Genomic DNA, 25934 nt, shown 5'->3' on the forward strand with positions numbered 1-25934 from the left:
GAACGTCAGATCGCCGCTGGCGCCCTCTGCGTCTTATCGTGCTATGGCCTGACGGCTTGCCCGCGGGGGCACGCGGGGGGCGGCATCACGATGTCGTTCCCTCGCGCGGGAAGGTGCGGAACAGGACCATTGCGTGATCTTCTGACCGCGCTGGCGGGCGCCGTCATCCTGGTTCTCGTGGCGGCGCTCGCCGTTCCTCCCTTCGTCGATTGGCAGGCCCACCGCGCGCTCGTCGATCAGGCGCTCGCCCGTTCCCTGGGCGTCCCGGCCCGGACCGACGGACGGATCGAAGTCCGGCTCCTGCCGTCGCCGCGCCTGCGCATCGACCGCCTGCATCTCGGGAGCGATACCGGACAGCCCTCCCTCGACGCGCGCTTCGTCAAGGCCGAGATTGCCCTGGCGCCGCTCCTGAAGGGCGAGTTCCGCTTCACCGAGACCCGGATCGGGCGGGCGGAGATCAAGCTCCCGGTCGCCGGCAGCGACGCCCTGCGATTGCCCCCCGATTTCGGCGGGGCCCTGCGCGCCCGGGACCTCGCGATCGAGAACCTGCACGTCCAGCAATTCCTCGTCACCACGCAGGTGCCGGCCACAGGCCGGACCGACCAGCTCTACGTCCAGGATCTGACCCTCCAGGCGCCGGCCCTCGTGGGGCCCTGGCGGATGGAGGGGACGACCGGCGGCATCCCGTTTCGGGCGGTGAGCGGCACGCCCGGGCCGGACGGGCGGCTCGCGGTCAAGATTTCGGGCGGGGGCGACGCGCATCCGCGCTTCGAGGCGGATGCCCGGTTCGGCCTCGTCCCTGCCGAAGCCGACGGCGCCGCGCAGGTCGAGGCCGAGGGCTCCGCCCGCCTGGTGGTCGGCCCGCCGACGCAGGCCGCGGGCGCCTACCTGCCGTTCGCGCTCGGGGGGACCTTCAAGGCCCGGGGCACCCAGGTGCGGTTCGAGGGTGTCGACCTCGCCATTGATCCGGGCGGCCGCACGCTCCGGCTCGGCGGGACCGGCCGGCTCGACCTGCGCCAGTGGCGCGCCGGCCTGAACCTGGAGGCGCGCCGCCTCGACATCGATGCCTTCCTGGCCTCGCCGGAGGGCCAGAGCATGATCGCCCGCGGCTTGCCGCGCCGAGCCGGCAGCCTGCCGGCGATGCTCGACCTCGATCTCGCGGTGGGCAGCGCCGTGCTGGGGGGCGAGGAATGGTCGAACCTCGCCTTCACCGGCACCCTGGAGCGAGCGGGCGGCCTGCTGCTGCGCCGCCTCTCCGTCACGGGCCCGGCCGAGTCGAGCATCAGCGTCAGCGGGCAGGTGGAGACGGCGCCGCTCCGGCTGACCGGCCCGGTGGCGCTGAGCGCGCCCGACTCTGAGGCGCTCGGCCGCTACCTGCGCCGTCTCGGCGTGGAGGGGCCCCTGACGGCGCTGCTCGACGGGCGCCGGATCGAGGCCGCAGCGGATCTCTCCGCCGCCGCCTCGAGCCTGTCCCTGCGCAACCTGCGCCTCGCCCTCGGGTCGGCGCGGATCACCGGCAACGCCCGCTACACGGCCCCGGAGGCGAATGCGCGCGGGCGCTTCGACGCCCAGATCCGCGCGAGCGGCATCGACATCGCCGGCCTGCCGCCCCTCGGGACCGCCCTCGGCAGCCTGCGCGACCACGACCTCGCCCTGACACTGGAGGCGCGGGACGTGCGCTTCGGGACGGCGGGCTCCGGGAACGGCACTATCGCGGCGAGCATCCAGTCGGACGGTTCGGGCCTCGTGGTCGACAGCCTCGACGTGACCGACCTCGCGGGCGCGAGCGCCAAGCTGTCCGGCCGGATCGGCGCGGACGGGACCGGCCGTGTCTCCGGGCGCCTGAAGGCTCCCGTGGCGGCCCCGTTGCTCGGCCTGCTCGAACGGGTCTGGGTCGGCGAGATCCGCCTGCTCCCCGCCTTCCTCCGGGACGCGCCCCTCGACCTCGCCGTCACCCTCGACCGCGAGGGCGGTGCCGCCGAGGCCCTGCGCACGCAGGCACGGGGCAGCGCCGGCGGCGGTACCCTCGACCTGACGCTGGCGAGCCGCGGGACGCGGATCGAGGGCGGGACCGCGACGCTCACGGCGCCGCGGGCGGGCGCCTGGTTCGGCCGGACCGGCATCGCGGGCCTCCAGCAGCCCGCCGAGCTGCACCTGAATGCCGAGCGCCGGGACGAGAAGACGCTCGCCCTCACGGCCAACGGCATGGTGGCGGGTCTCCGGCTGGCGACGAGCCGGCCGATCCTCGTCGGTCCCGATGCGGTGCCGGCCGGCGGCGAGGTCCGCGCCGATACGGCCGATCTCGCCCCCTTCCTGATGCTGGCGGGGGCCGCCAGCCTGCCGCCGGGCACGTGGCCGGCCGAACTGACCGTGACGCTCTCGCGCGCTGAGGGTGACGTCGGCGCCGCGGTCATCGGCTGGATTGCGGGAGGCGGTGTGAACGCCATGCTCCTGCGCGCACCGGACGGTGCCCTGCGCGGGCGTCTCGCCCTCGATCGTCTGTCGCTCCCGGACCTGACGGCCGCGCTGTTGCTGCCCGCCGGGACGGGCGGACGGTTCGGTCCGCCGGCCGCCCACCCGCCGGTCTCGCTCGATACCCGGGTCGTGAACCTTGCCCTCGGCCGGGGTCTCGTCGCCACTGATGCGGTCGCGGCCGTCGGCCTCGCCGATGCGAGCCTGAACCTGCAGAACCTCACCGCCAAGCTGGCGGGGGGGCGGATCGCGGGTTCGGTCACGATCGCCCGGCATGGGACCGCGGCGGCAGTCACGGGGGAGGGCAGCCTCGACGATGTCGGCATCGCGGCGCTGGCCGGCGGCAGCCCGCTCGGCGGCCGCCTGAATGCCGACCTGCGCTTCGCTGCGACCGCCGAGACCGTCGCGGGCCTGGCCGAGAACCTCTCGGGCAGCGGCACGCTCGGCTTCAAGGATCTCAGCGTGCCGGAGGCCGATCCGGCGGCCCTTGGCCGCGCTCTGTCCCGGGCCACGGAGATCGACGACCCGCTGCGGGAAGGGAAGCTCCAGGCTCTGGTTTCCGAGGAACTCGCGAAGGGCGGCGCGCAGGCGCGGGCCCCCGCGCGCGCGGCGGCCACCATCGTAGGCGGGATCGTTCGGGCCGGGCCCTTCGACATCGATTTCGGGCCTGCGCGCTGGTCGGGCACGGTGGGTTACGACCTGCGCAACGGGCGTCTCGACGCCCGCGGGACCCTCGTCGGCGGCCCGACCCCCCGGGGCTGGAGCGCCGGTCCGCCAGCGGTCCAGTTCGGCCTGGCGGGTCCGCTCGGTGCCCCGGAGCGCGTCCTCGATGTCGGCGCCCTGTCGAACGGGCTCGCAACCTTCGTGCTCCAGCGCGAACTGGAGACGATCGAGCTGACCGAGGCCGATCAGGTGGAACGCCAGCGCCGGCGGGCCCGGATCGAGATGGACCGGGCGCGTGCCGCGGCCCTCAAGGCCGCCGCCGAGAAAGCCGCCGCCGAGGAGGCCGCCCAGAGGGCGCGGGCCCAGAGCGAGGGGGCCTCGGCGGGGCAGGCACCCGCGTCTCCCGAGATCCGGCCTCAGTAGGTGGCCCGACGGTAGCCTATGCCTTCCCCACCGCCATCAGCGCGAAGGCGTAGATCAGCGCCACCTCCTCCAGCCGGTCGAAGCGGCCCGCCGCGCCGCCGTGGCCGGCCTCCATGTTGATCCGCAGCAGGATCGGCCCGCCCCCCGTCATGGTGGCGCGCAGCCGCGCGACCCATTTCGCCGGCTCCCAGTAGGTGACGCGCGGGTCGGTGAGGCCCCCGAGCGCCAGGATCGCCGGGTAGGCCTTGGCGGCGACGTTGTCGTAGGGCGAATAGGCGAGGATCGTCCGGAAGGCGGCCTCGCTCTCGCCCGGGTTGCCCCATTCGGGCCATTCCGGCGGAGTGAGCGGCAGTTCGGAATCGAGCATCGTGTTGAGCACGTCGACGAAGGGCACGTCGGCGACGATTCCGGCGAACAGCTCCGGGGCCATGTTGGCCACCGCCCCCATCAGCATGCCGCCGGCCGATCCGCCGTGGGCGACGATGCGCTTCTCGGACGTGTAGCCGGCCGCGATCAGGGCCCGCGCGCAGGCGATGAAATCCGTGAAGGTGTTGGGCTTCTTCTCGCGCTTTCCGTCGAGGTACCAGCGCCAGCCCTTCTCGGTGCCCCCCCGGATATGCGCGATGGCGTAGACGAAGCCGCGGTCGGCCAGGCTGAGGAGGTTCGTCCGGAACGCGGCCGGCATCAGCGTGCCGTAGGAGCCGTAGCCGTAGAGCAGCAGCGGCGCGCTGCCGTCGAGGGCGAGGCCCTTCCGGTGCAGCAGCGAGATCGGCACCTGCTCGCCGTCGGGCGCTGTGGCGAAGAGCCGGCGGGTTACGTAGGCGGCCGGATCGTGGCCGCTCGGCACCGCCTGGCGTTTGCGCAGGACGCGCTCGCGGCTGCCGCAATCGTAGTCCCAGGTCTCGGACGGCGTCGTCATGGACGAGTACACGAAGCGGATCGTCGCCGTGTCAAAGGCGAGGCCGGGGCGCAGGCCGAGAGCATAGGCCTCCTCGGCGAAGGCGACCGTGTGCTCACTGCCGTCGCCGAGGTCGCGCACGATGATCCGCGGGCGCGCATTCTCGATCTCGAGCCGGATCAGGTGCCCGGCCAGAAGGTTGAGGTGGCGGATCATCACCCCCGGCCGGTGGGGGACGAGGTCCGTCCAGTTGGCGCGGCCCGGGTCATCGAGCGGCGCGGTGACGATCTTGAAGTCCTCGGCCCCGTCGGCGTTGGTGCGGATGAACAGACGGTCGCCCCGGTGCTCCACCCCGTAGATCAGCAGCGGCTCGCGCGGCTGCACGAGATGCAGGCGGGCCGATTCCGCGTGCCGGTCGAGCAGGCGGACCTCGGAGGTCTCGTGATCGCTCGCCGTCACGTCGAGGAACCTGCCGGATTGCGTCCGGCTGATATGGACGAAATAGCCGGCATCCGCCTCGCTGTAGAGGGTGTCGTCGGCCGATTGCGGCGTGCCGAGGCGGTGGTGCATCACCTTGGCGGGGCGATGGTTGGCGTCGACCGCCACGTACCAGAAGCTGGTGCCGTCGCCGGCCCAGACCACCTCACCGGAGGTCGCCTCGACCCGGTCGTCGAGGTCCTGGCCGGTGGCGAGATCGCGCACCCGGATCGTGTAGAGTTCCGATCCCTTGATGTCGACGCTCCAGGCGAGCCGGGTGTGGTCGTCGGAATGGACCGCCGCGGCGATCTCGAAGAAGGGCAGCCCCTCACCCTCGCGGTCGCCGTCGATGAGGATCGTCTCGTCCGGGTCGGGCCCGGATTCGGGCACGTTCGGCGAGGAGGCCGGCCGCCGGCAGATCAGCGGATGCTGGCCACCCTCGCGGTGGCGCGTGTAGTAGGCGAACGGCCCGTCGGGCTCCGGCACGCCGCTCTCGTCCTCCTGGATGCGGCCGCGCATCTCGGAGACCAGCCTCTGCCGCAGGTCCGCGGCGCCGGCCATCGCGGCCTCCGCGAAGGCGTTCTCGGCCCTGAGATAGGCGGCGATGTCGTCGGGCAGCGCCGCAGGCTCCTTGAGGACCGTCTGCCAGTTCGCGGCCTTCAACCACGCGTAGTCGTCGGTGATCTCCTGCCCGTGGACGCTGAACCGCCGCGGGCGGACCTCGGCGACCGGCGCGTCGGTCCCGTGAGCAAGAAAGCCGTGCTCGATCTCCGTCATTTTATCTCCCGCCGGATTCTGCCGCGTCCGGGTTAGGGCATGTGTCGCGCCGGGCGCCGCGATGCAAGCCGTCGATCGACCGCTCGGTGGATGGCTTGCGCGGCCCTGACGTCACGCGGAACCTCGGGGCTGGAAACGGGCGTTAGACCGACAGGCGCCCGGCATGTGCGCCGCAGTCGAGGCCGTCCGTTCGACTCCGAGGTGCTGAGCATGGCCGATTTCCCCCAAAGGCAGGATGGTGATCCCGAGTGGGATCTCGAGCGGATGAACGACGTGCTGGCCGCATGGGCCGCGCGTTCCGCCATCGACAGCGCGGCATTGATCGACCGCTTCGAGGCGATGGGCTACGAGGTTCGCGGCAAGTCGGAGGACGAGATCGCGGCCGTCCTCCATCGTCCTCCAACCCGCCCGGCACAGGGCAACGCGACCGCATAGCTGTGGGTTGTAGGTAAAAAAGCCTTGACCTTCTAAAATTTCCTGAGACGATGGGCTCTCTGCATCGGTAGCGTACCCGAATGGGAACAAAACATGAACAAAATGATCAGGAACGGCCCTGCCGAAGCGGCGCGGCCGGAGCGGGGTTGCGCCTCGCGGGACCTGCCGGCGGAGGCGGGCCGCCTGCTGGCGCGGCTGGGCGAGGCGGGCGCCTACGCCCGACCCGACCCCCTTGTGGAGGACAGCCTTCTGGTCCGGCGGGGCGGCGACGGGATCTCGGTCGGGAGCGGGCGTTTCGCGACCGCCTCCGGCCGGGCCCTCACCGAGGCCGATCTGGCGGAATGGGATCCCGCTGGCAGGCGTCTGACGATCAGCGCCGCGGGGCGGGCGCGCCTGCGTCGGCAGGAAGCCTCGCGGGACATGGCTTACGTGGCGCAGCACCACGACCTGATCGTGGTGGAGGGCGGCGGAGGCGCGGGGCCGACCCTGCGCAACGCCTCGGAGAATCCCCTGGCCTGGATGATGCGCCGCCGGGACCGGGACGGCGTGCCGCTCATCGACGCGGCCTCCTTCCAGGCGGGCGAGCGGCTCCGCCGGGATATGAACGCGGCCGCGATGCTTCCCCGGATGGGCGCGGATTTCGGCGCTCCCCGGGTCGATGGGGGTGGCGCCCGCGACCCCGCTTCCGCGTCCGACCACGTGATCGCGGCCCGGCAGCGGGTGCGCGGCGCCCTCGACGCGGTCGGAAGCGACCTGTCGGGGCTGCTGATCGATCTGTGCGGCTTCCTGAAGGGGCTGGAGCGGATCGAGGCCGAGCGGCGCTGGCCGGCCCGCTCGGCAAAGGTCGTGGCGCGCATCGCCCTGGGGCGCCTCGCCGAGCATTACGGGCTGGAACGGGAGGCGACCGGGCCGGAGCGCGCTCGCCTGCGCCTGTGGCGCGGGTAGGCCGGGCGCTCAGGCCGCGGCGGCGAGCCGGACCGCGTCGCGGTGGATGCGGTCGGCCATGGCCCGCACGCCGTTGGACCGCTTCGAGGTGACATGCGCCCCGAAGCGAAGCTGCCGGAACAGGTCCAGGCCGTCGGTCTCGGCGGCTTCGCGCGGGCTCTTGCCCGTGTAGAGCGCGACCATCAGTGCGACGAAGCCCCGGACGATGAACGAGTCGCTGAACCCCTGCAGGACAAGGCGCGCTTGGTCGCCCGATCCCTCGACGGCGGTGTCGATCCAGACCTGGCTCTCGCAGCCGTGGACGCGGTTCTCCTCGGTGCGCAGGGAGTCGGGCATCGGCGCCAGGGCGCGGCCGAGCTCGATCAGGTATTCGAGACGCATGTCGTCGTCCTCGACGATCTCGAAATTGTCGATGATGGTGTCGATCGGGGGCAGCATGGTGTGCGCAATCCGGGGGTGGTGCGTGCCGCTATAGGCCGCCGGCACGGTCGTGGCGAATCGGCCCCGGGGTGCTGACGCTCACGAGGCGGCGGGGCGCGGCGGCGGCAGAGTCAGGCTCAAGGGGGCCGCCGGGCTGGCATCGCCGGTGACCGCGATCTCGGCCTGGGCCGCGTAGGCGGCGATGAGGCGCGGGCCGAGCTTGGGGACGTTGGGCCGGCCCGAGGCCACCATCTCGCTCACCCCCGAGACGATGGACAGATGCAGAGGTGCGTCGCCCCGGGCCTCGATATCGATGGTGATCGAGCAGGCGACATGCTCGGCGGTGGCATCGAGGCACTCGGCCACGATCTCCGCGACGATCATGCCGAGCGCGTTGGCGGTCCGCGGCTCGACGAGCCCGTTTCCGGTTCCCCCGACCTGGACGCTGATGCGCCCGGCCCTGCGGAGCTGACCGAGTCCCGAAGCGAGACGGTGCAGGTAATCCTTGAGGTCGATCGACGCGATATGGGGCGCCTCGTGGAGGTGCTGCTGCACCAGCGCGATCGCCCGGACGCGCTGGCCCAGCGCCTCGAAGCTGCCGCGGCAGGCATCCGGCGCCGCCCGGCCATAGAGGCCGATGAGGCTGACCATCACCTGAAGGTTGTTGCGCACCCGGTGGTAGACTTCGGCGAGCAGCGCCTCCTTCTCGGCCAAGGCGTGCTCGATATGCTCCTCGGCGTGTTTGCGGTCGGTGATGTCGAAGCAGGAGCCGAGATAGCCCTGGAACCGGCCGTCTTCGACAAGGGGGCGCGCGGTGTCGAGCAGCCAGCGGTACTCGCCGTCGTGCCGCCGCAGGCGGAACTCCACCGTGAAGGGACGCCGGGCCTCGAAGGCCTCGGCGACGATCCGGGCGTGCCGCTCGAAATCCTCGGGATGCAGGCCGTTGCGCCAGCCGAGGCCGAGTTCCGCCTCGAGGGGACGCCCGGTGAATTCCAGCCAGCACTCGTTGTGATGGATCGCGTGGCCGTTCTCGTCCGAGCGCCACATCATCAACGGCACGACGTCCGCGAAGCGCTTGAAGCTGTCGCTCACGGCCGCCGCCTCCGCGGTCCCCTGCGCCGGACCCATCCCAGGATCCCCCGCGGGGCCGTTGTCCAACGGCTCAGCCGTTCCGGACCCTGGTGGCTGACCGACCATTCTGTACCCGATTCGCTTTGACGAGTGTCGTGAGACGTTGGGACTGCATGCGGATGGCGCCGGTCAACGTGCCGGCCGGTCTGCCGTTCCGGCGCCGGGACGCCATTGCGCCCGCCGTGCACAGGGACAGCGGAATAGGGATCTGCCCCGCCCGTGCAACCCCCCAAAGGGACAGTCGGCTAGACCTCCGTCCGGCCGATCGCCCCGAGCAGCGGGTAGGATTGCCGCGCTGTTTCCCGCATCTGCGCGGCGCTGACTCTCATGTCGGCGATGTGGGCCCTCATCTCCGCGCCCAGCCGCCGTCCCTTCCGGATCTCCGCCAGACAGGCCAGCTGTTCAGGGAGCGGGCTGGGACGTCCGGGCCGGCACCCATCGTGCAGCCGTTCGCCGAACGGGACTTCGAGCAGCTCGGCATCGGCCGCATCGCAGATCAGGAAGCTGCAGGCGAGCGGGGCGATGCCCTCGTGGAGCAGGTCGACGCACAGGTCGGGGATCGTGCGGCACGCTTCCAGATAGGCGGCCTCCAGGCTCGGCCTGTCGAGGCCGAACGCGTCCCGCTCCAGGCCTGCGGGGGTTCGCAAGTGGAAGTAGAAGTGCGGCATCGGCTCAGCGCATCTGCTCGCAGGGGGCAGGAACGAGGTGCAGGTAGTCCGGCCGGAACTCGCAGAACGCCGCGAGGCGCTCCGGGTCCGGCACGCACATCCGCCGCCGCTCCAGCAGGATCAGTCCGTTGTCCCGCAGCAGCCGCAGGGAGCGATTGGCGTGAACGGGGGTCATCCCCGTCACGTCGGCCAGGTCGTCCTGCGTCAGCGGCCACGGGAAGTCGCCCTTCACCGGTTCGTCCACCGCCTGCAGCCTCGCCCGGGCCTCGCAGATCAGGTGGGCGATGCGGGGCGCCGCCATGCGCCGCCCGTTGTTGATGAGCGCCTGGCGCAGGATGCTGTCGGTCTGCAGCGAGGACCAGCGCAGCGCCCGTGCGAGGGTGGGCGAACTGTCGAGCGCCACCGGGATCTCCGCAGGGTCGATCTCGGCCACGATGCCGCCGGTCAGGGTGGTCACCGAGTGGTCGGCGTAGCCGAGCAGGTTCGTCTGCACGTGGCTGATGTCGCCGGGCAGGACGAGATCGGTGATGAGACGCTGTCCGCCGGACAGGAGCTTCGACCGGCAGGCCCACCCCTCCAGCATGACCAGGGTCCGCGGGGCGGATTCCCCCTCGGCCACGAGGATCCGGTGCGGCTCGACCGCCCGCGTGCGGCGGATGAGGTGGTTCAGGCAGGTGCGATCCCCCTCGGTGAGATTCGCGCCGTGCACCAGCTTCCGGATGAGGCGATTCTGCAACGTGAAGGATATCCTGCGCCGCTGACCCAGGACTTATGGCTGAAAATCGGTCTCCCTTCTATCGCGCCGCCTGCGCTCTGCTCTTGAGCTGGGCGGGACGGTTCGCCCGGGGTTCTGCCGCATCCGGTGGAGGACCAAGACCGGCAAGCGGCAGCATCGCCGTCCGGATCGCCTCCCGCCCTCGGATCTACAACCTATGCACGGCTATGGATAACCATAGATAGTCCGTAGTGCCCGCGCTCTAGTTGTGTCTTATGCCGCCAGACACAACTTTGAGGGCGCACGATGCGACCAGTCCCGATCCTGACTGCTCTGGTCCTGCCGCCCGCACCCCGTCACCAGGGCACCGTCGGGCGGCTCGCGCTCGCCGCCTTCGTTCTCCTCGGCGCCGCCGGCGGCGCGCAGGCCCGGCCGCTCCCCGAGCCCGACGAGTCCCGCCTGGACCGGCACGGCCACTATCGCAGCCGGGACGGTTCCGAGGTCCACCGGCCGGCTAAGTCCCTCGACGGCGCGAAGCCGAACGGCGCATCCGCGAAGTGCCGCGACGGCACTTGGAGCTTCAGCCACACCCACCGCGGCACCTGTTCGCGGCACGGCGGCGTGGCGCATTGGGAGGGGTGAGGCGAGACCCGGCGCCGGGTGACCGACGGCGCCGCGGGGCTGCCGGATCCGGACGGATCGACGCGCGGCGTCCTCCAAGAGATCGCAGGGTCTTTCCTGTACCCGGCCTGGGCAAGGGGACCGTCGATCATGCAGGGGCGAGATCCAGGGTTCAGCCAAAAATCCTACGTTCGGCGGCGTAATAGGAATTATTGCTTGACACCTTGGCGCTGCTGGGCTATCACCCAGGCACGGTCGAGACGTGTGCGGAGAGGCGGCGATGCGGTCGGTCCAGCCCCATCCGCCGGAGCGGCGACTGGAAATCCTGCGGCTGCTGCGCGAGACCGACCTGCCGATCAGCGCGATCGGTGCCCGCATGGGTGTCAGTCCCAGAACGATCTATCGCTGGAATGCCCTGGCCGGCTGGCCCAGGCCGCCGGGCGCACGCAGGATCCCGGTGAAGCGATGGCCGGAGGGGCGCCGGGCCGCGCTCGTCCGGCTGTTGAACGCCCCCGGCACCGATCCCGGAGACGTCGCCGAGGCCCTGGGCTTGGGACGTCTCACGCCGGAGATTGTCGCCAGGGTCTTCGGGCGGGCCCTGCGGCGCCCGCCGGCCCTGTTGGAGGGCCCGGACCGGTCGGCGGCAGCCGACCCGTCGATGCTGCGGACGCAGCTGCGCGCCCACATCGTCCGGCAGATCGCCGCCTTCGACGCGGCGCTGAGCGCGGAGGGGGTGGCTCTGCGCGAATCCGCCCGGGTGCTGCGCGATCTGGGCGGACTCAAGCGGCTGCTCGACGCGGTCGAGGCGGGAGACGCGCGGCGCGCGTCGGAGGAGGGCGGCGATGGCGGTGCGGAACTCGACCTGCCGGCCCTGCGCGCGGCGATCGCGCGACGCTATGCTGGCTTTGTCGGCGGCCGGGCGGCTTTCTGACTTCCTCCAGACCTTGCCGCCGGATCTGCTCCGGGTGCTCGCCACCGACTGGCTGCATCAGGCCCGGCCCGACCAGCTTCCGCCCGCCGAACCGGGGCCTGCGGCGGGTCCGGCCGGAACCTGGACGACCTGGGCGGTGATCGGCGGCCGCGGCAGCGGCAAGACCCGCACCGGGGCCGAATGGGTGGATGCGCTGGCCCGGGGCGATCCAGCCTTCACGCCCGAACCGGTCGGGCGCATCGCGCTGGTGGGCGAGACGCATCTCGACGTGCGCGACGTGATGATCGAGGGCCCCTCGGGGCTCCTCGCCCTGCCACGGCGCGGCTGTGCCCGGCCGGCCTGGTCGCCGAGCCGCCGCCGTCTCGAATGGGACAACGGCGCGGTCGCGCTCGCCTTTTCGGCGGAGGAGCCCGACGCGCTCCGGGGCCCGCAATTCGGCGCCGCGTGGTGCGATGAGGCCGCCAAGTGGCGCCGGCCCGAGGCGGCCTTCGACATGCTGCAATTCGGACTGCGGCTCGGCACCCGCCCACGCAACCTCATCACCACGACGCCGCGGCCGGTGCCGCTGATCCGCCGCCTGCTCGCCGATCCGCACACCGTGGTGAGCCGTGCCCGGACCCACGACAACGCCGAACACCTCGCCCCGGACTTCCTGGACCGCGTCGTCGGACGCTATGCCGGGACCCGGCTCGGCCGCCAGGAGCTCGACGGCGAGCTCATCGCCGACCGGGACGATGGCCTCTGGGAACGCACCGCCATCGAGGCGGCCCGGGTCGCCGCCGCGCCGGACCTGGCCCGGATCGTCGTAGCGATCGATCCGCCCGCCACCTCGGGCGCGCGCTCGGATGCCTGCGGCATCGTCGCGGCCGGGCGCGCCGGCACCCAGGCCTACGTGCTGGCCGATGCCAGCCTCGCCCGCGCCAGCCCGAAGGTCTGGGCCGGGGCGGCCCTGGCGCTCTATCATCGGCTCCAGGCCGATGCCCTGGTGGTTGAGGTCAACCAGGGCGGGGAGATGGCCGCCGCCGTGCTGGCGCAGTGCGATCCCGCCGTGCCGGTCACCCGGGTTCATGCGACACGGGGCAAGTATCTGCGGGCCGAACCGGTCTCGCTGCTCTACGCCCGCGGCCTCATCCACCATGTCGGGGCGTTCCCGGCGCTGGAGGACGAGCTGTGCGATTTCGGTCCGGACGGCCTCTCCGGCGGAGCCTCGCCCGACCGGCTCGACGCTCTGGTCTGGGCGATCACGCATCTGCTCCTGGAGACGCGGCCCGAACCGCGGATCCGGCGGCTGTGAGGGCTCATCCGCAGAGGCCCGACGTCAAAAACAATACGGCGCGCTTCTGCGGGAAGCGCGCCGAAGTCGGTTCGTGGTCTCTGGAACGAACTGCATCCTGTATACACAATTTCTCACGCCAAGCTGTAGCGATCGGGACACGCCGTCTCCGCGCGCGCACTGTATCCCCGGAATTACTGACGCTTGGCGCCCGGGCCGATGGCGCGCCGGCCGTTTCAGCCGCCGCCGCAGCCTGGGGCGGGTCGCCGCGGTAGCCGACCTGTTTCCCGGGCGGTGCCATGCCGGGTCGCGTCGCTGGGGCCTGTCACTCGGGTGCGGTCAGGCTCCGCAAGGCGCCGCGCACGTCGGACAGGGATGCGACCAGGGCATCGCAGGTGAAATCGTGGGCGCCCGCCGCGGCGGGCGCCCCCCGGAAGGCGCAGCCGAGGCGTGTCGCGCCTCCGAGCGGTTGAACCGCGAAGCCGGGTGGCGGGGCGCCGGCCTCCTGCGCCGGCGGGCTTGAGCTCCAGACCGCCGGGGCGTGCGAGCCTTCGGGCATCGCCAGGATCACGGGACCGCGAGAGGCGCCAGGGCTGCATTGCGAGACCATAGCTCAGGAACGGACCGGCATGTCGACTGTCCTCGAACGGCTGGCGCGGGTCGCGCGCCGGACCGCCCGCGCGCCGGCCACCAAGGCCGCCGCGCTTCCCGGCTTCACCCTCTACGCCGAGGGACGAGCCAGCTGGACCCCCCGCGATCCGGCGGCGCTCGCCCGGGCCGGCTACCAGGCCAACCCGGTGGTCCACCGGGCGGTCCGGCTGGTCGCCGAGAGCGCCGCGAGCCTGCCGCTGATCGCCACCGGTCCCGGCGCAGAGCGCGCGGCCGACCTGCTTGCGCTCCTCGCCCGGCCCAACCCCCGGGAGAGCGGAACGCATCTCCTGGAGACCGTCTACGCCGACCTCCAGCTCACCGGGACCGCCTACCTGGAGGCGGTCTCCCTCGATGGCCGGATCGCGGCGCTCCAGGCCCTGCGGCCGGGACGGATGCGGATGCGGCCGGGGCCCGACGGCTGGCCCGCGGCCTACATCTACGATGCGGGTGGGCGCAGCCGCCGGTTCGACCTGCCGCCGCCCGGCGCGCCCGAGGTGGCGCCGATCCTGGCGCTCGCCCTGTTCCACCCGGAGGACGAGACCGGTGGGCTCGCACCCATCACGGCGGCGGCCACCGCGCTCGACATCCACAATGCTGCCAGCGCCTGGAACAAGGCGCTCCTCGACAACGCCGCCCGGCCCTCCGGGGCGCTGGTCTTTGCCGGGGCGACGCTCTCCGAGCCGCAATTCGACCGGCTTAAGGCGGAGCTGGAGGCGAACTACCAGGGCGCCGCCAATGCCGGGCGGCCGCTGCTGCTGGAAGGCGGCCTCGACTGGAAGCAGTTGTGAACCAGTGACCTCGGAGGTACAGCTACCTCGACGAGGACACATGATGGCCGAGACCCCGAAAAAGCCGAAAGCATACAGCTACCTGCGCTTCTCCACTGCGGATCAGGCGAAGGGTGACAGCTTCCGCCGGCAGACCGCTCTGGCAGAGGACTACGCCCGCAGGAACGGGCTTGATCTGGACACCGAGCTGACCTTCGAGGACCGGGGCATCTCGGCCTTCTCTGGACGCAACAAGCGCAAGGGCGCTCTGCGCACGTTCCTCGACCTCGTGGACGAAGGGATCATCCCAGAGGGCAGCTACCTGCTCGTCGAGAGCCTGGACCGCATCTCACGCGAGGCGATCCTTGAAGCCCAGGGCACGTTCCTGATGATCATCAACGCCGGCATCACGCTGGTGACGTTGAAGGGGTCGCCTCGGGTCTACTCGCGGGAGACCGTCACCGCGAACCCAACTGACCTGCTCATCTCCTTGATCGAGCTGATCCGAGCGCGGGAGGAGAGTGAGACGAAGTCGGGCCGCATCAAGGCGGACTGGCTGAAGAAGCGAGAGCGGGCAGCTAAGGGCGAGGCGATCACGTCCTTGGTGCCGGCGTGGTTGCGGCGAGACGGCAAGAAGCTGGTCGAGATCCCCGAGCGGGCTGACGTAGTCCGCCGCATCTTCGATCTGACCCTTCGTGGTGTAGGCCAGCACGCGATCACGTCGATACTGAGCAAGGAGGGCGTGCCCGCCTTCGGTGGGGGTAGGCTCTGGCATCGGAGCTACGTCAAGCGCGTACTGGAGAACCCCGCCGTCATCGGGACCTTCACGCCGCACAGGATGGTGGACGGCCGCAGAGAGCCGATGGAGCCGATCCGGGACTACTTCCCGGCCATCATCAGCGCCGAGACCTTCGAGGCCGTCAGGGCCCTCGACAGGCCAGTTGGCAAGGCTCCCCCCACGGCCACGGCTTCGATCTTCTCGGGTTTGGCCAAGTGCGAGGAGTGCGGCGGGCCGATGATCAGGGCAAGGAAAGGGAACGCCAGGAGGGGCCTCTACTACGTCTTCGTCTGCCAGGGCTCGAAACTGGCCCAAGGATGCGAGAGCCGGTCAGTGCGGCAGCGGGTTCTGGAGGATGCACTGATCGAGAACATCGACCGCTTCGTCCTTGATGCTCCTTCTCACGATGAGGGGCTGACTGCGGAGTTCGAGAAGCTGGAGATCGAGATCGAGGTCACCCAGGAGCAGATCGCGAGTGTGGTGGAGGCGATCGCGATCAAGCGGCTCCCGAGCCTCATGAACAAGCTCACCGAACTGGAGATCGTGCTGGAGGAGCTGAAGAACCGCCGTGAACGGGTGGAGGCAGAACTGCGGGACACGGCGAAGCCTGTCGTCTCCAAGCGCCTGGACGACCTCGAAGCCGCGATCAGGTCTGGTGCCCCCATCGACGTGGGTAGGACGAACGTGCTGCTCCGGCAACTCGTCGATCGCGCGGTGATCCACTTCAACCGAGAGACTTCTCGGAGGAGGCCCAGAGGGCAGATCGAGTTCATCTGGAAGGCTGGCAGCTCGACCTACCTCCGCTTTGGTCCGTTGTTCGACCCAGTCCGTCGAGTTCGTCGCGGGCGTGATGAACAGCCTTCCGCTGGCCCTGGGACGGCCCACGAGGGTTCAACTGCCGCCGGATGACCAGAGACTGCTGATCAAGTCGCCGATCCACTGGCCGGCAAGTTCGGCCAGTTTTCCCAGCCCTTGCTCCGCCTCCGTCTCGGCCGCTTTCGCCGCTGTGTTCCCAAGGGTCTTCCGCAGCCGCTTCAGGAGGCCCCGTTCCAGCATCGGCGCCTTCAGCACGGCAAGGGCGGTCTCCAACATCGCGATGAGTTGGTTCCGCTCCAGTTGGGTGAGGGCCTGCTGATCTGGTGGCATGTTCGACCCCTCGACCCTCAAGATGATGCTATCCAGCAAGGACGACAGAGCCGTGATCTTGGCCTTGAGTTCGCTCGACGGGCCGACATAGCGCCAGCCCTCAGCGGCGATGTCCAACGTCTGGAGACCTTCCTGGGCAGACTTCTCTGGTAGCCGAGGAACATCCTCGTTGGGCCTCACGGGAGGACGGTGAGGGTCGGTCGCGTGGTCCAGGCTCCGAAGGAAGCTGCGCGTGCGCTGGGCGATGTAGCGGGCCTCGCTGGTTGGGTATGGACCCCGGAACTTCACGTATCGGGTCAGGGTGGTGCGGTTGAGCCCAAGGATCGGGCTCTCGTAGATGCTCGTGTAGTCGAGAAGCTCGATCAGGACGCCGCAGAGGTCGCCAACCTGATTAACATCGACATACTCAGCATCGACCCCGCTCAAGTGGTCGATCTGAGCCTCTATGATGTCCAGCATCCGATGCAGTTCCTCGAGGTCGATCATCGGATGCACCATGCTTGAGAGCGGCTTCGGCCGAGGGGCCTGCCGGCAGGACACCCTACTCCACGTTGCACATCGGGCACCGGGTGTCAGCGAAGTGGTGTTGCAGTCCACAGTCAGCGGTCGGCTGGCGGGGTTGGTCGTCGGCGCCCGGGAGGGGGTCAGAAGTTCCGGCGAAAAAACGCGAGCCGACATCGACGAGCTGGATCGTGGCTGATGTCCCCCGTGCCGGGGGCACGTCGACATGAGACAAGCAGCCGGCCGCAACAACGGGACGGGCTCTACATCCGCCAGGGCGTGACGGCGGAAGATCAAGGGCCCGGCGACACAGGAGGAGGTCCGGGAGGAAACAAGACGCGAGTTGCAGCTCCGAAACCAGCTTGAACTCCGTCATCGTGGGACGTGACCATCAAGGAAGGTCTGGGGCAGGATGCTCTGGGCGTTGAACTCGGACGAGGGGGGGGGGCTGCAAGGCGATCCGCTCAGATCGGCCGCATCTCGCCGGGCTTGAGCCCCAGGTGATGCGCCGTAACCCACGAGAGGCCGCCAACGATCTCCACCTGCGTGTTCTCCGCGGCAATGGCTCGCACCTGGGCCAAGGCCGCCTCGGAGGTGAGGGCTACAACTGCGTAGACGCTGGTGGCCCCGTGCGCCTCGATGACGGCGACCAAGTGCGCCTTGAACTTCTCTCGCCCCATCGAGATGAGCGCACTCCTGACCGACTGCCTCACCTTGGCCCGACATCAGGGCACCTGGGTAGTGACGCTGCCATCAAGGTCCACAACGCAGCCGCGGCGATCCGCACCAAGAAGGTGTGCCCTCTGCGACTGAGTTTTTTCGTGCTCTGCCGTTCTCTTGTGATGCTTCTGTTCCAATGGCTTGATCGAATGGGATAGGTAGCGCCAAGCATGTCACCTCTGGGTGTACTCTGGGATGACGTGAGCATGTTACGAACTTGAGCGTAACATCAGGGTTGACGACGGTCAGATGTTACGCCATGTTGTTCAGGTCTAAAGCCTGAGGTTACACATGGCTCGCATCGGGTACGCCCGCGTCAGCTCCCAGGATCAGGACCTTGAAGTCCAGATCGAGCGCCTTGAAGCAGAGGGCTGCAAGCCCATCAGGTCCGAGAAGGTGTCCGGTGCAAGCCGAGACGGCAGGGACGAGCTGGCCGCCATCCTCGACTTCATCAGGGAAGCCGATGAGCTGGTGGTTGTCCGTCTGGACCGCCTTGGCCGGGACACACGGGACGTCCTGAACATCGTCCACGAACTCGACCAGCGAGGGGCGTTCCTGACCGTCCTCGACCCGCACGTCTCAACCCGTGGAGAGCCGGGGCGCATCGTGCTGACCGTGCTCGGCATGGTCGCCCAGATGGAACGCCGCTTCATCAAGGAGCGCCAGAAGGACGGCATCGAGAAGGCCAAGCAGGCGAAGGTCTACAAAGGCGGGAGGCGCCGGGTGGACCGCGAGGGCGTGAAGGCCATGAGCGCCGAGGGCAAGGGTCCTGCCGAGATCGCGAAGGCTTTCGGCATCTCCCGGATGCACGTCTACCGCATCCTCAAGAGCGAGGATGCCGATGTAGCCGGCTGACCGCACCCTTCTCCTCATCCCCGAAAGTGTTTCCGTCCCTGTCTGCCGGGGGACGGGTTTGAAAAACCAGTCGAGATCAACGATGACCCGCATGTGCCGTGCGCCTGGATGCACGAACCCCACTGCTTCCCGCTTCAGCCTCTACTGCCAGGCCCACAAGGTGCGCCTTCGTCGCCACGGTGCTGTGGACCAGAAGGGCGTCACCGAGGCCAACCTCGCCTCTTATCGGCGCCTCGTTCGGGCGCGCATCGAGAAGAACCCTACGAGCCCGCTGTGGGGCCAGCTTGCGGGCCGGTGGGGCACCGTGGTGGAGCACGCCCAGGGCATCCAGGCGGCCAGTGATCGCGGGCAGACGGGCTACGTCTTCGAGCGCAAGGCTGCGCAGGAGGTGTTGAAGCTCGCGGGGGACGTCGAGGCCAGCGTGATCGTGGAGACCGCCCTGGCGATGTACCTGCTGGAAGCTGATCAGCCTCGGCGCTTCCGGTCCGATGCGGCCTTCCGCGCGCAGCTCGTGCGGCGTGTCCGGGGGCTCACAGACGTGAACGTCGGGAGCTTCTGGGACAATGAGGTCGGCAAGGTGAAGCGCGTCTACAAGGACCTCGCTCCCCGCGCCGTGGTCGTGATGGCCCAGTGGCTCGCGGAGGCGTTCGGTCCAGCCGGGGCGCACCTCGCCAAGATGGAGGAGCGAGACCGGCAGAAGCAGCAGGATGAACGGCAGGAGCTGCGGAAGGCCCTGGAGGAGCTGGAGTGATGGAGGACAGGGCGAACGTGATGGACGCGGGAGAGCAACAGGGCGCAACGATGAACGACGTGGGTATGGAGGAAGCCGTTCTCCCAGATGCGGTTAGCGTGTCGGAAGCCGCACGCCTCCTTGCCGAGCTGAACGCGAAGGTCGCCTCGGGGACCAAGAGCCGGCAGCTCCCCGCCCTACCGCTGGATCAGATCACCCTCCTGCCGGCCTTGTTCCAGCCGCGTGCGATGGACGAACGGCACGTCAGCGAACTGATGAGGGCGATCAAGGCGGCGGGAAGCCTGGACCCGGTCACGGTGTTGCAGGCCGGTGAGGAGGTGATCCTCGTGGACGGGCATCATCGCGTGGAAGCCTATACGAGGGCCAAGCGGACCACCGACATCCCCGTCCGGTACTTCGAGGGTACGCCACAAGAGGCCGTGTTGGAGAGCGGTCAGGCCAACTCGAAGGCCAAGCTGACCATGGCAACATGGGAGCGGATGAACCTGGCGTGGCGCCTCGTGGTGATGAAGGCCTACTCGAAGGAGCAGATCGCGACCTCGGCAGGGGTGAGCACGTCCCAGGTCGCAACCATGCGCAAGGTGCTCAAGAAGCTCGGAGAGGGTGCTGCCGCCCATCGGTCTTGGTTGCTCGCCAGGAGAGCCGCCGAGGGCGAGGACATCGAGATGTCCGATGATGAGCGTGAGGAGTGGAAGAAGGAGCAGGCCAACCGCTGGGCTGACCGGCTCCAGAAGGAGTTCGGGAACAAGCTGTCGAGCAACCCCGAGATCACCGCGCTGGCCCTGGCCACCTACTTCGGGCGCCGCCTACCGGCGATCGTAGGGGAGCTTCGAGGGCACGTTGACGAGTTCGAGGAGGGAGACGAAGAGGCGGACTTCTGACGGGGTATGCATCCCCTACGGTGTGTTTTTTGTACAGCCAGGGAGGTTCAGGTCGCTGCTGTCCTGACCGGGGTGCAGCAGCCGCTTGCCCTCTTCTGCTCCTCCAACCAGCGGTCTCGCGGCTTGCAGCTCGCTGGGCGCGGCGAGAGCGCGACACGGAGAGCACCGTCGATCAGCTCGGGGTTGTCGGCTTGGTGGAGCTGCATCGGTGCAACGCCGTCACTTACCTCGAAGGTGAGACGTGCAACGGGATCGAGCCGGACGTGGTCAGCCACCTTGCGGATGATCGCGGCGAACTTCCCCGCCACCATGTGGGTGCGATCACCTTCGACGATGTCCCACAACTGGATGAAGACCTCGGTCCACGCCTCCGGGTTGCCGCCGCAGTCCAGAGCGGCGAACTGGCCGGCCTTCACCTCGGTGACGTGGTGGCCGGGGCGCACAGGACGGCCGTCGTAGAAGAACACCAGCGGTGCTGTCGGCTGCTCGTCGCAAGCCGCAAGCAGCTCCCCGATCTTGATGTCCACGATGGGCCGGCGAGGCGCCAGGACGGCTTCGGGCTGGGCAACGTCCAACATGATGGTCTCCATGTTCGGATGGTCAGCAGGGGGCGAGAGGGGAGGGCGGCTCGTGAGCATAACCGCTTCACGAAGCCGATGTCGGCGGCCACGGCCTTGAGCCGGTCCGGGTCGCGCTCCTTGCGCTCGCTGTATCGGTCCACGAGGTAGTCGGCGTACTCGCGGGTGAGCAGCGTGAACTTCATCAACTCCTCGCAGACGTCCACCACGCTGTCGTAGAGCGGTGTGGCATGTACGATCCGGCGTTTGCCACGCTCGGGCGCCTCTACGATGCGGAAGTGAGGCTGGCGACCACCACACTGACGCTCTGGGGCGGGTTCGCCAGCACCGTCTGCTGGCCGCTGTCGGGCTTTCTCGTGGCCCATGTCGGCTGGCGAGGGACGTGCCTGACCTACGGCGGTCTGCATCTCCTGATCACCCTGCCGCTGGCGCTCGGGCTGATCCTAGTGGTCCAAATCCAATGGTTGGTACCCGCTCACGGACTCTGCAACGGGGGCAGCCGGACCCTGGCTTCTTGTCCCGAGCGGACGTTTCGCATCCGGCCCAACGAGCTACCCAGAATGCCACCTTCAGGCCGCTAGAGCGTATTATGAACCTTGCACGAACGCTCTTCTGAGCGGCCGCCGAAACAACTTCCAAAGGGCGCTGGTTTTGAAGGCTTGGCCGCCTCTGCGGGTGTAGGGCAGCCCCGGTCCGCGCTTGCGGCCTTGTATTGACAACTTACCGGTGGATCAAGGCTGGTTAAACTTCAACCGTTTCAATCAAGGTTGGCAAAGCCGCACTGGTTCGGAAGAAGGATCTTAATAACACGCTCTAGAGCGGACATTCTCTTCGCAGGTTTTAGCCCAGGCCGTGGTGGCATCACGACTCGGACGACAGCTGTTCCAGTATCCACGCCTGCGCTTCGTCCAGATCGGCAAACAGCGGCGGGAAAAGGGGATCGACCGGACCGAACCCCGCCTCCAGAAACCACTTGCCCGCCTCGTCCTCATGCTGCTCTGAGAGACGGACCAGGACCGCGACGAGAAAGCCGTCCGCGAAGACGAGCCGGCTTTCAGTGTCGTCACTGTTCGTGGCGACCTGCACGGGCTGCAGGCGCAGGTTCATGCGGCGGCTTGATCTCTCAGGTGCAGGTAGTCGGGCCGGAACTCCGCCAGCGCCCGCAAGCGCGGCAGGTCGAGGATCTTCAGCCGCCCCCTCCCGAGCTCAATCAGACCCTGCCGCCTAAGTTCCCGGAGCGAGCGGTTCACGTGCACGGAGGTGAGGCCGGCGGTGTCGGCCAGGTCCACCTGTGTGACCGGCAACTCGTAGGCATCCTCCGAGGCGCATCCGACCACCTCCAGGCGCACGAGCAACTCGCAGAACAGGTGCGCCAATCGCTCCGGAGCCGAGCGGCGACCGACGTTGACCAGCCACTCGCGCAGGGTCGCTTCGTCGACGAGCTGAGCTTTGCGCAGCCCTCTAGCGATCTGCGGATGGTTGGCGAGTAGGTCGGCCACCGTCTCGGGCGCGAGGCGCACCACACGGCAGCTGGAGAGCGTGCTGATGGTGTGGTCCATCCGGCTCAGCAGGGCGACGTCGAGGTCGCACAGGTCGCCTGGCACCAAGTAGGCCATGATCTGGCGGGCGCCGTTGGCCCGCAGCTTGTGGCGGCAGGCCAAGCCCGCCATCACCAGGAACACGCCGTCGGGCTTGTCGCCCTCGCGCACGAGGTCGGTGCCCGGCGCGACGAGGCGCGGCTCCGCGCTGATGCGGGCCAGCGTGGCCCGATCCGCGTCCGATAAGTTCGTGAAGCCCTCCAGCTTCCGGATCAGGGGATTGTCCGAGGCGTCCAACTTGGGGCGCCGTACCGCGGTCGCTGGTGCGGGGGTCGAGGCGGCGAGTTCGTTCGCGCTGATCAGCACGTCAGCGGATAGGGCCGGCTTGCTGAGCCACGGGGCACCTTGGAAGTCGCCGGCCGTGCGCTGATCCTGCCGGCACCCTGAGTGAACGAGGAACGGCACGCCGTGCTGCCGTAGCGCTCGGGCCAATCCGGTGCAGCGGCCGTCCTTCAGGACGACGTCGATGACCGCCAGGGTCGGCTTCTCGTGCCCGAGCAGGTGCAGCGCTTCGGCTTCCGTGTCCGCCGGCCCGAGCACGCGGTAGCCGGCCCGCTCCAGGGCGTCGCTCAGGTCCATGCCGATGACGGCATCGCTCTCCGCGAGCAGGATTACGGGCTGGCGAGCTATCGATGACATTCAAGGCCCCAGCAAGCTGAGCCGTTTACCCATCCAATCGTGCATGGCTCAATAACATAGGCCATAAACACAGCTTGGAATGCTTTTGAAGGGGTCGCTGACCTTCGGTGTGGTACCCCACGGTCCGAAATGTTCGATACCCCACAAAGTATGTTCCCGTATTGCAATCACCGGAGGCGCGCCATTATTGAGGTTATCGCCTGCCGGTGATCCGGGCGCAGGCGCTTGAGAGACCGCGTGTGCTCTTGCCCCAACAGGGAGCAGAGCCGTGTTTCCGCCTCAACAATCCAGTGTCCGCAATCGCCTGCTGAAGGCGCTCTCACCTGACGATTTCGCGCTGCTCCGGCCGAACCTGGAGCCGATCACGACCGAACTGCGTCAGTCGCTGATCGTGCCAAACATTCCGGTCAAGCAGCTGTTCTTTCCCGAGGTCGGCTTCAGCTCCATCACCACCCAAGGCTCGGATGGCCGGGTTGAGACCGGCATGATCGGCCGCGAGGGGCTGGTGGGTGCTTGGCCCATCCTGCTGGGCTCAGATCGCACCCCGCACGACCACTTCGTCCAGAGCGCGGGCGAGATGCTGTGCATCACCACGGAAGCGCTGTGCGCGGCCGTCGAGCAGAGCACGAGCCTGCACAAGCTGCTCCTCCGCTCGATCCAGGTGCAGATCACGCAGACGTCTCAGACCGCCTACGCGAACGCGACCCAGACCATCGATGTGCGCCTCGCGCGCTGGCTGCTGATGTGCCATGACCGGCTGGACGGCGATGATCTCCGGATCACCCACGAGTTCCTGTCACTCATGCTGGGTGCGCAGCGCTCCAGCACGACCCTGGCCATCCAGGCGCTGGAGGGGAACCGGCTGATCAAAGCGCGGCGCGGGAAGATCACGATCCTGGACCGCAAGGCCATGGAGCAGGTGGCCGACGACGGCTACGGCCTGCCCGAGGCCGAGTACGCCCGCCTGATCGGGGGGGGGGCTGATGCCGCGCTTCTACTTCAACGTCCGCCATCGTCCCGGACCCGAGGGGCTCGCCGTCGATCCGGAAGGCGAAGAGTTGGCGGACGTGAACGTCGCGCGGGAGCGTGCCCTGTCGCAAGCGCGTGTGATGATCGCGCGGGAGCGTCTCACGTTCATTGGCGACTGGATGGTGTGCTCGTTCGAGATCACGGACGAGGACGGTCAGCCTGTGCTCACGGTCCCGTTCAGCGACACCGTGCCGGAGAGTGACTGGGACTGAGCGCGATCTGCGCCGTTCCGGCGGGGTATGCGGACGACCACCCTGCGGCTCTACTGCGGGAGAGTAGACCCTCTTCAGGGCCTGCTTTGGGTCGGGAGCAGACCCCTGCTGCGGGTGCCAAATGTCAGATCTGGACCACGAGGCGTCCCGGAGCGGCAAGTGGAGGCTGGCACGAATGCGACCGCGGATGGGTTCCTGCCGCCCCTTGAGCGGCGGCTGTTCCTCCTGTTCGCGGCTGTGCTGGTGGTCGGCGGCGCGATCATGTCGTTGGTGTCGGTCCACCTGATCACGCTGTTGCAGGCCCGTTGGGTGGAGCTTGTCTCGGCCATCTCCTACGGCGCGATCATCGGCCCTGCGCAGGTTGGGGCACGGGTGGTCGAGATGTCCACCAAGGGCCGTCATCATCCGCTCTGGACGCTGACCGCCGCGTTCGGGCTGGTCGCTCTCGGGCTGATCCTGCTGACCCTTGGAGTGCCGGGCGTGGGCGTCTGGCTGGTGCTCTACGGTGGCGGGAACGGCATCTACTCGATCGCACGCGGGACGGTGCCGCTGGCCTTGTTCGGGCCTGACCGCTACGCCGGGCTGGTCGGACGTCTGGGGCCCGTCCAGGCTTGGTCGCCCAGGCCCTGGCTCCCCCGCTCGGGGCCTTCCTCCTCACGCGAGTTGGCGCAGATGCCCTGTGGCTGATGCTCGCCCTCTTTGCGCTCGTGAACCTCGCCTTGATCGGGGTGATCTGGAGAACTCGAAGGGCAGCTCCTCAGAGGTGATGTACATCTCCTACGGGGTACTTTTTATACAACCGAAGTCCTCTCGCTGACGGCAAGCCCCGCGCATCGGCGTCTGCGTTTCGAGGTCCTTTGTTGACAACTGGAAGCCGCTCGCCTTGTCGCCCCGGGACATGGATTTCGTGGAAGCCAAGAACGCGGCGGCCCGGGAGATCGCCCTGGCCTTCGGGGTCCCGCCGCTTCTCCTCGGCCTGCCCGGCGACAACACCCACGCCAACTACGCCGAGGCCAACCGGGCCCTCTACCGCCAGACCCTGATCCCCCTGGCCGCCCGGACCGCGCAGGCATTGGCCGTCTGGCTCGAACCCGCCTTCGGACCGGTTGACCTGGAGCCGGATCTCGACCGGATCGAGGCTCTCTCGGCTGAGCGGGAATCCCTGTCGCGCCGGGTCCAGGCCGCGGAGTTCCTGGCGGTGGCGGAGAAACGCGAGGCGGTGGGCTACCCGCCGGAGATGCCGCCAGGGATGCGGGCCTGACGGTCCGGGCCTCTCCCTCCGCCTCTGCGGGCCTCGCTGTTCACGCGACGGCTCCTGGGGACGCGACGTGCCCCCTCTCCGGTCCTGCACCCGCCGCGCTCTTGGAGCCCGTCAGCCTCTGCATGGAAGCGGGCCGAGCGCGTCCGGGTCGCCCGTCTCAAGAACCGCTCCCCAGCCGAGGACCATCCATGGACGGCCATTTCACCGGCTATGCCAGCCTCTTCGGCGTGCCCGATCTCGGCCGCGACGTGGTGATGCCGGGCGCCTTCGCGGCGAGTCTGACCCAGCGGGGGGCCGCGGGCGTGCGGCTGCTGTTCCAGCACGACCCGGCCGAGCCGATCGGCCGCTGGCTCTCCCTGCGCGAGGATTCCCGCGGCCTCCGCGCCGAAGGCCAGCTCAACCTCGCGGTGCAGCGCGCCCGGGAGGTCGACGCCCTGATGCGCCAGGGCGGGCTCGACGGGCTGTCGATCGGCTTCCGCACGCTGCTGGCCCGGACGGGCGCCGGCGGCGTGCGCCGGCTCCACCGGGTCGATCTCTGGGAGATCTCCCTGGTGACCTTCCCGCTCCAGCCGGGCGCCCGGGTCAGTCCGGACGCCGACCCGGACCCCTTGCCCGACGCGATCCGCGGCCTCGCCCGACGGATCGCGCCCGCCTGTCCGCCGACATCCGCTGCCTGGCTGACGCCGGCCGTCCGGCCCTGACTTCACCCCCGCCGACG

The 25934-nt window shown here is 69.2% G+C and carries 23 protein-coding genes and 6 pseudogenes; 17 read left to right on the top strand and 12 right to left on the bottom strand.

Annotation, left to right across the window (positions count from 1 at the left end):
* The first annotated feature begins 129 nt into the window (after window positions 1–129).
* Complete coding sequence (locus ACYCO6_RS35130) at window positions 130–3558, top strand: AsmA protein (protein ID WP_459768145.1); 3429 nt, start codon at window positions 130–132, stop codon at window positions 3556–3558.
* A 16-nt stretch (window positions 3559–3574) separates the two neighbouring features.
* On the opposite strand, the gene ACYCO6_RS35135 is transcribed toward ACYCO6_RS35130, so the two are convergent.
* Entirely contained in the window at window positions 3575–5710 is a 2136-nt protein-coding gene (locus ACYCO6_RS35135) for a S9 family peptidase (RefSeq protein WP_459768147.1), read from the bottom strand.
* 210 nt (window positions 5711–5920) lie between these two features.
* On the opposite strand from ACYCO6_RS35135, the gene ACYCO6_RS35140 reads away from it, so the two are divergent.
* On the top strand, window positions 5921–6145 hold the full coding sequence (locus ACYCO6_RS35140; RefSeq protein WP_459768149.1) for a hypothetical protein: 225 nt from the start codon (window positions 5921–5923) through the stop codon (window positions 6143–6145).
* A gap of 102 nt (window positions 6146–6247) precedes the next feature.
* A complete protein-coding gene (locus ACYCO6_RS35145) occupies window positions 6248–7090 on the top strand; it encodes a DUF6456 domain-containing protein (RefSeq protein ID WP_459773870.1) in 843 nt (280 codons plus the stop codon).
* A gap of 9 nt (window positions 7091–7099) precedes the next feature.
* Here ACYCO6_RS35145 and ACYCO6_RS35150 read toward each other — a convergent pair whose 3' ends face one another.
* From ACYCO6_RS35150 to ACYCO6_RS35165, 4 genes are all read right to left on the bottom strand, one after another.
* Window positions 7100–7528 (bottom strand): SufE family protein, encoded by a 429-nt coding sequence (locus ACYCO6_RS35150; RefSeq protein WP_459768151.1) that lies wholly within the window; start codon window positions 7526–7528, stop codon window positions 7100–7102.
* 81 nt (window positions 7529–7609) lie between these two features.
* On the bottom strand, window positions 7610–8638 hold the full coding sequence (locus ACYCO6_RS35155) for a sensor histidine kinase (protein WP_459768153.1): 1029 nt from the start codon (window positions 8636–8638) through the stop codon (window positions 7610–7612).
* A 248-nt stretch (window positions 8639–8886) separates the two neighbouring features.
* Window positions 8887–9309 carry a DUF6894 family protein gene (locus tag ACYCO6_RS35160; protein WP_459768155.1) on the bottom strand — a complete coding sequence of 141 codons (423 nt, stop codon included), beginning with the start codon at window positions 9307–9309 and terminating at the stop codon, window positions 8887–8889.
* A 4-nt stretch (window positions 9310–9313) separates the two neighbouring features.
* Window positions 9314–10045, bottom strand: a complete 732-nt coding sequence (locus ACYCO6_RS35165; RefSeq protein WP_459768157.1) for a Crp/Fnr family transcriptional regulator — start codon at window positions 10043–10045, stop codon at window positions 9314–9316.
* A 285-nt stretch (window positions 10046–10330) separates the two neighbouring features.
* Here ACYCO6_RS35165 and ACYCO6_RS35170 point away from each other — a divergent pair, with 285 nt between their 5' ends.
* The 3 genes from ACYCO6_RS35170 to ACYCO6_RS35180 all read left to right on the top strand — a co-directional run bounded on the left by ACYCO6_RS35170 (window position 10331) and on the right by ACYCO6_RS35180 (window position 12870).
* The gene (locus ACYCO6_RS35170) at window positions 10331–10666 is read left to right on the top strand and encodes a DUF3761 domain-containing protein (RefSeq protein WP_459768159.1); all 336 of its coding nucleotides are present in this window, start codon (window positions 10331–10333) and stop codon (window positions 10664–10666) included.
* Between the two features lie 259 nt (window positions 10667–10925).
* Window positions 10926–11576: a helix-turn-helix domain-containing protein gene (locus ACYCO6_RS35175; protein WP_459768161.1), complete on the top strand. Its 651-nt coding sequence runs from the start codon at window positions 10926–10928 to the stop codon at window positions 11574–11576.
* Complete coding sequence (locus tag ACYCO6_RS35180) at window positions 11542–12870, top strand: DNA-packaging protein (protein ID WP_459768163.1); 1329 nt, start codon at window positions 11542–11544, stop codon at window positions 12868–12870. The genes ACYCO6_RS35175 and ACYCO6_RS35180 overlap by 35 nt, the downstream gene beginning before the upstream one ends.
* Window positions 12871–13174: 304 nt before the next feature.
* On the opposite strand, the gene ACYCO6_RS35185 is transcribed toward ACYCO6_RS35180, so the two are convergent.
* On the bottom strand, window positions 13175–13408 hold the full coding sequence (locus ACYCO6_RS35185) for a hypothetical protein (protein ID WP_459768165.1): 234 nt from the start codon (window positions 13406–13408) through the stop codon (window positions 13175–13177).
* Between the two features lie 70 nt (window positions 13409–13478).
* Here ACYCO6_RS35185 and ACYCO6_RS35190 point away from each other — a divergent pair.
* Both ACYCO6_RS35190 and ACYCO6_RS35195 read left to right on the top strand, forming a co-directional pair.
* Window positions 13479–14285, top strand: a pseudogene (locus tag ACYCO6_RS35190) (phage portal protein); the annotation flags it as partial.
* A gap of 46 nt (window positions 14286–14331) precedes the next feature.
* Window positions 14332–15954: a recombinase family protein gene (locus tag ACYCO6_RS35195; RefSeq protein WP_459773871.1), complete on the top strand. Its 1623-nt coding sequence runs from the start codon at window positions 14332–14334 to the stop codon at window positions 15952–15954.
* Here ACYCO6_RS35195 and ACYCO6_RS35200 read toward each other — a convergent pair.
* Together ACYCO6_RS35200 and ACYCO6_RS35205 are read right to left on the bottom strand one after the other, a co-directional pair.
* Entirely contained in the window at window positions 15937–16677 is a 741-nt protein-coding gene (locus ACYCO6_RS35200) for a hypothetical protein (RefSeq protein ID WP_459768168.1), read from the bottom strand. The genes ACYCO6_RS35195 and ACYCO6_RS35200 overlap by 18 nt on opposite strands.
* Before the next feature lie 479 nt (window positions 16678–17156).
* Window positions 17157–17372: a hypothetical protein gene (locus ACYCO6_RS35205; protein WP_459768170.1), complete on the bottom strand. Its 216-nt coding sequence runs from the start codon at window positions 17370–17372 to the stop codon at window positions 17157–17159.
* Window positions 17373–17703: 331 nt separating this feature from the next.
* Here ACYCO6_RS35205 and ACYCO6_RS35210 point away from each other — a divergent pair, with 331 nt between their 5' ends.
* From ACYCO6_RS35210 to ACYCO6_RS35220, 3 genes are all read left to right on the top strand, one after another.
* A complete protein-coding gene (locus ACYCO6_RS35210) occupies window positions 17704–18267 on the top strand; it encodes a recombinase family protein (RefSeq protein WP_459768172.1) in 564 nt (187 codons plus the stop codon).
* A gap of 82 nt (window positions 18268–18349) precedes the next feature.
* Window positions 18350–19018 (top strand): hypothetical protein, encoded by a 669-nt coding sequence (locus ACYCO6_RS35215; RefSeq protein ID WP_459768174.1) that lies wholly within the window; start codon window positions 18350–18352, stop codon window positions 19016–19018.
* Window positions 19018–19899: a ParB/RepB/Spo0J family partition protein gene (locus ACYCO6_RS35220; protein ID WP_459768176.1), complete on the top strand. Its 882-nt coding sequence runs from the start codon at window positions 19018–19020 to the stop codon at window positions 19897–19899. The genes ACYCO6_RS35215 and ACYCO6_RS35220 overlap by 1 nt, the downstream gene beginning before the upstream one ends.
* A gap of 47 nt (window positions 19900–19946) precedes the next feature.
* On the opposite strand, the gene ACYCO6_RS35225 is transcribed toward ACYCO6_RS35220, so the two are convergent.
* Window positions 19947–20477, bottom strand: coding sequence for a DUF6428 family protein (locus ACYCO6_RS35225; protein ID WP_459773872.1), 531 nt, complete (start codon window positions 20475–20477; stop codon window positions 19947–19949).
* Between the two features lie 62 nt (window positions 20478–20539).
* Window positions 20540–20701, bottom strand: a pseudogene (locus tag ACYCO6_RS35230) (arsenical resistance protein ArsH); the annotation flags it as partial.
* Here ACYCO6_RS35230 and ACYCO6_RS35235 point away from each other — a divergent pair.
* Window positions 20702–20920: pseudogene (locus ACYCO6_RS35235) on the top strand (MFS transporter); the annotation flags it as partial.
* Window positions 20921–21338: 418 nt separating this feature from the next.
* Here ACYCO6_RS35235 and ACYCO6_RS35240 read toward each other — a convergent pair.
* Together ACYCO6_RS35240 and ACYCO6_RS35245 are read right to left on the bottom strand one after the other, a co-directional pair.
* Window positions 21339–21584 (bottom strand): hypothetical protein, encoded by a 246-nt coding sequence (locus tag ACYCO6_RS35240; protein WP_459768178.1) that lies wholly within the window; start codon window positions 21582–21584, stop codon window positions 21339–21341.
* A complete protein-coding gene (locus tag ACYCO6_RS35245) occupies window positions 21581–22714 on the bottom strand; it encodes a helix-turn-helix domain-containing protein (protein ID WP_459768180.1) in 1134 nt (377 codons plus the stop codon). The genes ACYCO6_RS35240 and ACYCO6_RS35245 overlap by 4 nt, the downstream gene beginning before the upstream one ends.
* Window positions 22715–22982: 268 nt before the next feature.
* Between ACYCO6_RS35245 and ACYCO6_RS35250 the strand changes: the two are divergent.
* From ACYCO6_RS35250 to ACYCO6_RS35270, 5 genes and pseudogenes are all read left to right on the top strand, one after another.
* Window positions 22983–23693, top strand: a pseudogene (locus ACYCO6_RS35250) (Crp/Fnr family transcriptional regulator); the annotation flags it as partial.
* 4 nt (window positions 23694–23697) lie between these two features.
* Window positions 23698–23955 (top strand): DUF6894 family protein, encoded by a 258-nt coding sequence (locus ACYCO6_RS35255; protein WP_459768182.1) that lies wholly within the window; start codon window positions 23698–23700, stop codon window positions 23953–23955.
* A 189-nt stretch (window positions 23956–24144) separates the two neighbouring features.
* Window positions 24145–24722, top strand: a pseudogene (locus ACYCO6_RS35260) (MFS transporter); the annotation flags it as partial.
* 98 nt (window positions 24723–24820) lie between these two features.
* Window positions 24821–25216 (top strand): annotated as a pseudogene (locus ACYCO6_RS35265) (phage portal protein); the annotation flags it as partial.
* A 188-nt stretch (window positions 25217–25404) separates the two neighbouring features.
* Window positions 25405–25917: an HK97 family phage prohead protease gene (locus tag ACYCO6_RS35270; protein ID WP_459768184.1), complete on the top strand. Its 513-nt coding sequence runs from the start codon at window positions 25405–25407 to the stop codon at window positions 25915–25917.
* Window positions 25918–25934: the final 17 nt, after the last annotated feature.

It is taken from the genome of Methylobacterium sp. CM6257, assembly GCF_054611515.1.

Coding starts and splice junctions, on each gene's coding strand:
- ACYCO6_RS35135 (WP_459768147.1), bottom strand. CDS start 5,710: ATGACGGAGATCGAGCACGGCTTTCTTGCTCACGGGACCGACGCGCCG.
- ACYCO6_RS35140 (WP_459768149.1), top strand. CDS start 5,921: ATGGCCGATTTCCCCCAAAGGCAGGATGGTGATCCCGAGTGGGATCTC.
- ACYCO6_RS35145 (WP_459773870.1), top strand. CDS start 6,248: ATGATCAGGAACGGCCCTGCCGAAGCGGCGCGGCCGGAGCGGGGTTGC.
- ACYCO6_RS35150 (WP_459768151.1), bottom strand. CDS start 7,528: ATGCTGCCCCCGATCGACACCATCATCGACAATTTCGAGATCGTCGAG.
- ACYCO6_RS35155 (WP_459768153.1), bottom strand. CDS start 8,638: ATGGGTCCGGCGCAGGGGACCGCGGAGGCGGCGGCCGTGAGCGACAGC.
- ACYCO6_RS35160 (WP_459768155.1), bottom strand. CDS start 9,309: ATGCCGCACTTCTACTTCCACTTGCGAACCCCCGCAGGCCTGGAGCGG.
- ACYCO6_RS35170 (WP_459768159.1), top strand. CDS start 10,331: ATGCGACCAGTCCCGATCCTGACTGCTCTGGTCCTGCCGCCCGCACCC.
- ACYCO6_RS35175 (WP_459768161.1), top strand. CDS start 10,926: ATGCGGTCGGTCCAGCCCCATCCGCCGGAGCGGCGACTGGAAATCCTG.
- ACYCO6_RS35180 (WP_459768163.1), top strand. CDS start 11,542: ATGCTGGCTTTGTCGGCGGCCGGGCGGCTTTCTGACTTCCTCCAGACC.
- ACYCO6_RS35185 (WP_459768165.1), bottom strand. CDS start 13,408: ATGCCCGAAGGCTCGCACGCCCCGGCGGTCTGGAGCTCAAGCCCGCCG.
- ACYCO6_RS35195 (WP_459773871.1), top strand. CDS start 14,332: ATGGCCGAGACCCCGAAAAAGCCGAAAGCATACAGCTACCTGCGCTTC.
- ACYCO6_RS35200 (WP_459768168.1), bottom strand. CDS start 16,677: ATGATCGACCTCGAGGAACTGCATCGGATGCTGGACATCATAGAGGCT.
- ACYCO6_RS35205 (WP_459768170.1), bottom strand. CDS start 17,372: ATGGGGCGAGAGAAGTTCAAGGCGCACTTGGTCGCCGTCATCGAGGCG.
- ACYCO6_RS35210 (WP_459768172.1), top strand. CDS start 17,704: ATGGCTCGCATCGGGTACGCCCGCGTCAGCTCCCAGGATCAGGACCTT.
- ACYCO6_RS35215 (WP_459768174.1), top strand. CDS start 18,350: ATGACCCGCATGTGCCGTGCGCCTGGATGCACGAACCCCACTGCTTCC.
- ACYCO6_RS35220 (WP_459768176.1), top strand. CDS start 19,018: ATGGAGGACAGGGCGAACGTGATGGACGCGGGAGAGCAACAGGGCGCA.
- ACYCO6_RS35225 (WP_459773872.1), bottom strand. CDS start 20,477: ATGTTGGACGTTGCCCAGCCCGAAGCCGTCCTGGCGCCTCGCCGGCCC.
- ACYCO6_RS35240 (WP_459768178.1), bottom strand. CDS start 21,584: ATGAACCTGCGCCTGCAGCCCGTGCAGGTCGCCACGAACAGTGACGAC.
- ACYCO6_RS35245 (WP_459768180.1), bottom strand. CDS start 22,714: ATGTCATCGATAGCTCGCCAGCCCGTAATCCTGCTCGCGGAGAGCGAT.
- ACYCO6_RS35255 (WP_459768182.1), top strand. CDS start 23,698: ATGCCGCGCTTCTACTTCAACGTCCGCCATCGTCCCGGACCCGAGGGG.
- ACYCO6_RS35270 (WP_459768184.1), top strand. CDS start 25,405: ATGGACGGCCATTTCACCGGCTATGCCAGCCTCTTCGGCGTGCCCGAT.